A 6,236-nucleotide genomic window follows, 5' to 3' on the forward strand; every position below is an offset into this window, starting at 1 on the left:
GACACGGTGTCGGGGGCGTGGACGAACGATTCACGAACGAAACGAAACGGTGCCTGGCCCGCCTGGCGGGCAGACAGCATGACACATAAGGAATGAGGAGATTGGTGATGAGTGTGTTGAGACGGCGGCGGGTGACCGCCCTGGTCGGGGCGCTGGCCCTGGTGGCCGGCCTGGTCGGTGTGGGAGGTTCGGCCGCGATGGCTGATCCGGTGATCGACCCGAATACCTCGGGGTTTATCATCTTGCACAAGCACGAGACCGACCCTGCGGGCGGGGAGCCGGGTGACGGCTCGCAGCAGACGGTGACGACCCCGGCGGTTGAGGGGGTGGGGTTCACCCTGTACCGGGTGTCGGAAGGGGATGACCCGATCGATCTGCGCACGGATGCGGGCTGGCAGTCCGCCGCGGCCTTGGCGGCCGTGTACGCGGGTCAGGGACCTGATGAGCTTCCGTCGGGGTGGACGACGACCGTCCAGTTCACCGAGCGGTTCACGGATGAGGGCGGTCAGATCATCTGGGATGAGTCGCAAGGCCTGCCGTTGGGTTTGTACATGGTGGTGGAGACGAGCCCGGCCCCGGGTTCGGTGCCGTCGGCGCCGTTCCTGGTGACCGTCCCGATCACGCAGGGCGGCGACACGTGGAACTACGAGGTGCACGTGTACCCGAAGAACGGGGTGACGCAGCCCCCGGTGAAGACCGTGACGGATGACGGGGTCGTGCAGGCCGGGGATCAGAGCGACTGGCAGATCGAGACGTCCCCGGTGGGCACCCCGTACGACGCGAACGGCGACGGTGACTTCGATGACGCGGGGGAGTCGAACTGGATTGGCGGGTACGCGATCCGCGACGACCTGGCCGACGCGTTGAAGTACGTGCCGGACACCCTGGCGGTGAAGATCGCCGGTGAGGACGCGGCCGAGGGCGACTACACGGTGACGTGGGATCCGGAGCCGGGGGACGAGGAGGAGGTTGCGGCGGGTGCGGTGTTCCGCATCGATTTCACCGCGGACGGCCTGGCGAAGCTGCGTGCCGCAGCGGCAGCCGAGGAGTCGGTGGTGGTGACCTTCTCCACGACCGCGGTCCTCTCTGGTGAGATCTCGAACACGGCGGAGGTGTACCCGAACGGCTTTGACGTGGACCAGACCCCGGCGAGCCAGAACCGGGTGACCTCGGATCCGGAGACGCAGAAGTTCGGGGGGATCAACCTCCTCAAGGTCGACAACCGGGACGAGGATCATGTTCTGGCCGGTGCGGTGTTCCAGGTGTACGTCGACGCCGACAACGACGGTGCCATCGACGAGGACTCGGATCCGGTGGCGGTGACGCTCGGCGGGCAGAGCAAGGACAGCTGGGAGACCGACGAGGACGGCGAGCTCGTGATCGATGGGCTGCGCTACTCGAACTGGGCCAACGGTGCGTTGCTGGACGACGATGATGATCCGGCGTGGATCCACTACCTGCTGGTGGAGACCCAGGCCCCCGAGGGGTACTCGCTGCTGGCGAAGCCGATCCCGTTCGACGTGACCGGGCAGGCCGCTACCGTGACGGCGTTGACGGTGGAGAACGTGCCGGTCAACGCGGGCTTCGCGCTGCCGTTGACCGGTGGTGCGGGCGTGATCGTGTTCACGGCCCTCGCGGTGCTGCTGCTGGGCGGCGGCACCCTGATGCTGATGACCGTGACCGCCCGCCGCCGTCAGGCGAGCGCGGCGCAGACGGACCGGGGCCTGCTCCTGGGCTCCTGACCCCCGCCACCCTCCAGCTTTTTGTTTTTTTAATACGACGCGCCCCCCCCAGACTCCAAGGTATATAGCCGGCAGCGTCAGATGTGTAAAATAAAAGAGCCGGCCCCCCCCCCCCGCGGCCCGCCACGCCGCGACCGTCCTCGACCGCGCCCGCAGCCACGGCTGGGCCACCGACACCCACGGCATCCCCGCCAGGCATCCCCAACCGCCCGGCGCGCCCGGGGAGCCCGCGCATCCCCCACGCCCCGCACACCAGCGCACCGGAGGCACGCGCTAACCTCGGGGCATGAACGGGAGCGCGGACGCGAGCGGAGGGACGGCCCCGGGCGACGTCCGCGAGCTGACGCGCCTCGAACGATCCATCGACCGGGCGGCGCACCGCCTCCTCGCGGGGCGGCCCGCCACGGGGCCGCGCGCCATCCTCATCGAGTGCCTCGTGTTCGTGCTGAAGCAGGCGTGGGCGTGCGTCTTCGGGGCGCTGCTGCTCGCCGTGATCGTCGCCGCCCGCCTCTGGTACCCCGACGGCGCCCTGCTCGCCCGCAACGACGCCCTGACGATCGCGGCGATCCTGATCCAGATCGGCATGCTCGTCTTCCGGCTCGAAAGCGGCCGCGAACTGTGGGTGATCGTGCTGTTCCACCTCACCGGCACGGCCATGGAACTGTTCAAGACCGACGTCGGCTCCTGGGCCTACGAGGGGGACGGGGTGCTGCGCATCGGGGCGGTGCCGCTGTTCAGCGGCTTCATGTACGCGGCCGTCGGCTCCTACATGGTGCGCGTCTACCGGCTGCACGATCTGCGCTTCACCCGGTACCCGCGCGTCTGGGCCACCACGCTGCTCGCCGCCGCGATCTACGCGAACTTCTTCACCCACCACTTCATCGCCGACCTGCGCTGGGCGCTGCTCGCGCTCGTCGCCGTGCTGTGGTGGCGCACCGCGATGCACTTCCGCGTGTGGCGGGCCCGGCTGCGGGCGCCGCTGCTCGCCGTGTTCGCGGGGGTGGCGCTGTTCATCTGGCTCGCCGAGAACATCGCCACCTGGGGCGGGGCGTGGCTCTACCCGCCCCAGGAGGGCGGCTGGGAGCCCGTCTCGCCGCAGAAGCTCGTTTCGTGGTTCCTGCTGATGATCATCTCCGTCGTGATGGTCACCTGGGTGTACCCGCCGCGCCCGCCGGCCGAAGCGCCCGCCGCGCCCTCCGGGGACGCGACGGGCGCTGCGGGCTCGGCGGGCGCGGCCGGGCGCCGGCTCAGCCGAGGAAGGGGATCGCCAGCAGGCCCATGCCGAGGAACACGGTGCCGATGACGATCGCCAGCACCGTCAGCGCCAGCATCGCCGCGTTCAGCCAGACGCCCCACAGGGCCAGGGTGCGATCCTCGGTGTTGCGGCGCAGCGCGACGATGCCGAGGATCATGCCCGTGATCGGCGCGAGGAAGGTCCAGCCGGCCACGATGGAGGCGATGCCGAGCACGAAGCTCGCGATGGAGAGGCCGCGCGACTCCTGCACGGGGGCCTGAGGCGCGGCGCCCTGCTCGGCGGTGAAGGCCTGCTCGGTGCTGCCGGGGGTGAGGGTTGCGGTGCTCATGATCGCGGTCCTTTCGATTCGGGATCGGGGATTCCCGATGCGATACCTCCAAGTTACGAGAGCCGCGCCGCCGCGTCGTCCTGCCCCGGTATCGTCCCGCTCATACCCCGGTACCGGCCGTGCGCGACCGGCGGTACCGGGGGATGCCCCGGCCCCGGCCCCGGCCCCGGCCCTTATACACATCTGACGCCGCCGCCCACATGCCGGGGGGTGGGATTGCGGGGGGCCGCCGTCGCTTCAACACACGCGGCCTGACGAAGGTGTCGGTGATATCCCGGCGGTTTTTTATTTAATGCCCCGCCGCGCCCCAAGGCGAGGCAGAAGAGACAGGGCGGCAGCGTCAGATGGGTATAAGGGACAGGGGCGGGAGGCCGCGCGATGACGGAGACACTGACCGCGCCCGCGCCTGCCGCCGCCGTGCCCGGCCCCCCGCCCGGGGGCGGGCACGGGAAACCACGTGGGCGTGTGCGCGGGGGCGTGCGTGGCCGGTGGCCGTGGTGGCGGGTCGCGATCGTGGCCGTCATGACCCTCGGGGCCGCGGTGGGCACCTACCCGGTCGCGGGGGAGTGGTTCACGGACCTCGCGCAGGCCGGGCAGATCGCGAGCTTCGGGAAGCAACTCGCCGAGCGGACCCCCGCCGAGACCGCCGCAATGCTCCAGGCCGCGCACCGGTACAACGAGGAACTGCCCAACGGGCCCCTGCGCGACCCCTACGCGGTCGACGCGGACGGATCCCCGATTCCCGTGGGGGCCGGGAAAGACGCCTACGAGGCGGCCCTGAACCCGGCAGGGGACGGCATCATGGGGGTGCTGCGCATCCCCAAGATCGGGGTGAAGCTCCCGATCCGGCACGACACGAACGACACGGTCCTGGATGCCGGGGTCGGGCACCTCTACGGTTCCGCGCTCCCCGTCGGCGGCCCGTCCACGCACTCCGTGCTCACCGCGCACTCCGGGATGGTGGGGGCGCGGCTCTTCACCGACCTGGACCAGCTCGACACGGGGGACACCTTCAGCGTGCTCGTGGGCGATCAGACCCTGACATACCGGGTCGACCAGATCACGACGGTCCTGCCGACCGAACTGGACGAGCTGCGGCAGATCCCCGGCGGCGACTACGTGACCCTCGTGACCTGCACCCCGACCGGCATCAACTCCCACCGCCTGCTCGTGCGCGGCGTCCGCATACCCACCCCCTCCGAGGACGCCGAGGATGCGTCCGGGCTCGCCCGGCAGCCCGGCCCCGGGTTCCCGTGGTGGGTGTTCCCCGTGCCCGCCGCCGCGCTCCTCCTCACCGCGGCGACCCGCACGGGCGCAGGCCCGCCTCTGGTGCCAAAGTGGCTGGGTGTAGGTGTAGTTTTTTTGTAAAGGGAAGGGCAGCCGCCAGAGTCTCACCACTCCATATGGTCGGCGGGTTCGGTTGTTAATAAGGTGCCGCGCGGCGTCAGCACGAACACGAGCACCGCGACCGCGAGCATGATGATCCCGCCCGCGATCCCCGTCGCCTGCAGCGCGTGCGTGAAGGCGATCCCCGCCTCGCTCGCGAGCTGCGGCAGCCCCGAAGCGCCCGCGATGGAGACCGCAGCACCGAGCGAGGACTCCGCCTGCGCCCCCAGCGCGCCGTCGAGGCCCGCCAGCACCCCGGAAGCCACGAGCTCCGAACGGTAGATCAGCGCGGAGATGCTGCCGAGGATCGCGATCCCGAGCACCGCCCCCAGCTCGTAGGAGGTCTCCTCGATGGCGCCGGCATTGCCAGCCTTCTCCTCCGGGGAGCCGTGCATGATCATCGCCGAGCCGATCGCGAGCGATCCGCCCCCCGCGCCCACGAGCGCGAGCGCGACGATCACCGTCGCCGTCTGCAGGGTGCCCGGCTGCAGCGCGATCAGCAGCATGCCGACCCCGGCCACCCCCACGCCGCCCGCCAGCACCGCCCGCGCGCCGACGAGCCGCGCCAGCGCGGGAGCGGCCAGCGAGGCCACCGCGCTCGCAATGGCGAGGGGGAACAGCCGGATCCCCGCCTCCACCGGCGAAGCGCCGTCGACGAGCTGCATCCACTGCGCGATCAGCAGCAGCGCCGCCGCCATCGCGAACATCGAGCCCAGCGCCGCGACCGTGCCCGCCGAGAACTCCCGATTGCGGAACAGCCGCAGATCGAGCAGCGGCGAATCGCTGCGCACGCAGCGCACGATGAACCACGCCATGAGCGCCGCCCCCGCCGCGAAGGCGATCAGCGCCTCGGGCACCAGCAGCGTCGCCGCCTTGCCGAAGCTCTTGATCGCCCACACGAGCAGCGTCATGCCGACCAGGGAGAGCAGCGCCGCGAAGGCGTCCCACCGGCCCGGGCTCGCCACCCGGGACTCGGGCAGGATCAGGATCCCGGCGATCACCCCCGCCACCATCAGCGGCACATTGATGAGGAACGCCGCGTGCCAGGAGAAGTGCTCCAGCAGCACGCCGCCGATCAGCGGGCCGACCGCCGCGCCGAGGCCCGAGACCGCGGCCCACACGCCCAGCGCGACCGCCCGCTCGCGCGGGTCCGTGAAGATGACGCGGATCAGCGACAGCGTGATCGGCATGATCATCGCCCCGCCCACGCCGAGCAGGGCGCGGATCGCGATCACGCCCTCCGCGTTCGTCGCGAACAGCACCAGCAGCGAGGCGCCGCCGAAGATCGTGTAGCCCAGCATCAGCATCCGCTTGCGGCCCCAGCGGTCCGCGATGGCCGCGAAGGAGACGAGCAGGCCCGCCAGCACCAGCGAGTACACGTCGATGATCCAGAGCTGCTGATCCGAGCTCGGGTGCAGCTCGGCCGCCATCTCGGGCAGCGCGATGTTGAGGATCGTCATGTCCATCATCAGCACGAGCAGGCTCGCCGTGAGCACCGCCACCGCCTGTCTCCTTATACACATCT

The 6,236-nt window shown here is 70.6% G+C and carries 5 protein-coding genes; 3 read left to right on the forward strand and 2 right to left on the reverse strand.

Annotation, left to right across the window (positions count from 1 at the left end; genetic code table 11):
* The first annotated feature begins 107 nt into the window (after positions 1-107).
* The gene (locus B4915_RS11530) at positions 108-1,742 is read left to right on the forward strand and encodes a SpaH/EbpB family LPXTG-anchored major pilin (protein WP_181158566.1); all 1,635 of its coding nucleotides are present in this window, start codon (positions 108-110) and stop codon (positions 1,740-1,742) included.
* Between the two features lie 286 nt (positions 1,743-2,028).
* Positions 2,029-3,045, forward strand: a complete 1,017-nt coding sequence (locus B4915_RS11535; protein ID WP_105805956.1) for a DUF817 domain-containing protein — start codon at positions 2,029-2,031, stop codon at positions 3,043-3,045.
* Here B4915_RS11535 and B4915_RS11540 read toward each other — a convergent pair.
* Positions 2,990-3,325 carry a DUF4190 domain-containing protein gene (locus B4915_RS11540; RefSeq protein ID WP_245907471.1) on the reverse strand — a complete coding sequence of 112 codons (336 nt, stop codon included), beginning with the start codon at positions 3,323-3,325 and terminating at the stop codon, positions 2,990-2,992. The two genes, B4915_RS11535 and B4915_RS11540, sit on opposite strands and share 56 nt — an antisense overlap.
* Positions 3,326-3,847: 522 nt before the next feature.
* Here B4915_RS11540 and B4915_RS11545 point away from each other — a divergent pair.
* Positions 3,848-4,693, forward strand: a complete 846-nt coding sequence (locus B4915_RS11545) for a class C sortase (RefSeq protein WP_181158567.1) — start codon at positions 3,848-3,850, stop codon at positions 4,691-4,693.
* A 23-nt stretch (positions 4,694-4,716) separates the two neighbouring features.
* Here the strand turns inward: B4915_RS11545 and B4915_RS11550 are convergent, their stop codons facing one another.
* Positions 4,717-6,234 (reverse strand): MFS transporter, encoded by a 1,518-nt coding sequence (locus B4915_RS11550; protein ID WP_105805958.1) that lies wholly within the window; start codon positions 6,232-6,234, stop codon positions 4,717-4,719.
* Positions 6,235-6,236: the final 2 nt, after the last annotated feature.

This window comes from Leucobacter massiliensis (genome assembly GCF_002982315.1).
Lineage (GTDB): Bacteria > Actinomycetota > Actinomycetes > Actinomycetales > Microbacteriaceae > Leucobacter > Leucobacter massiliensis.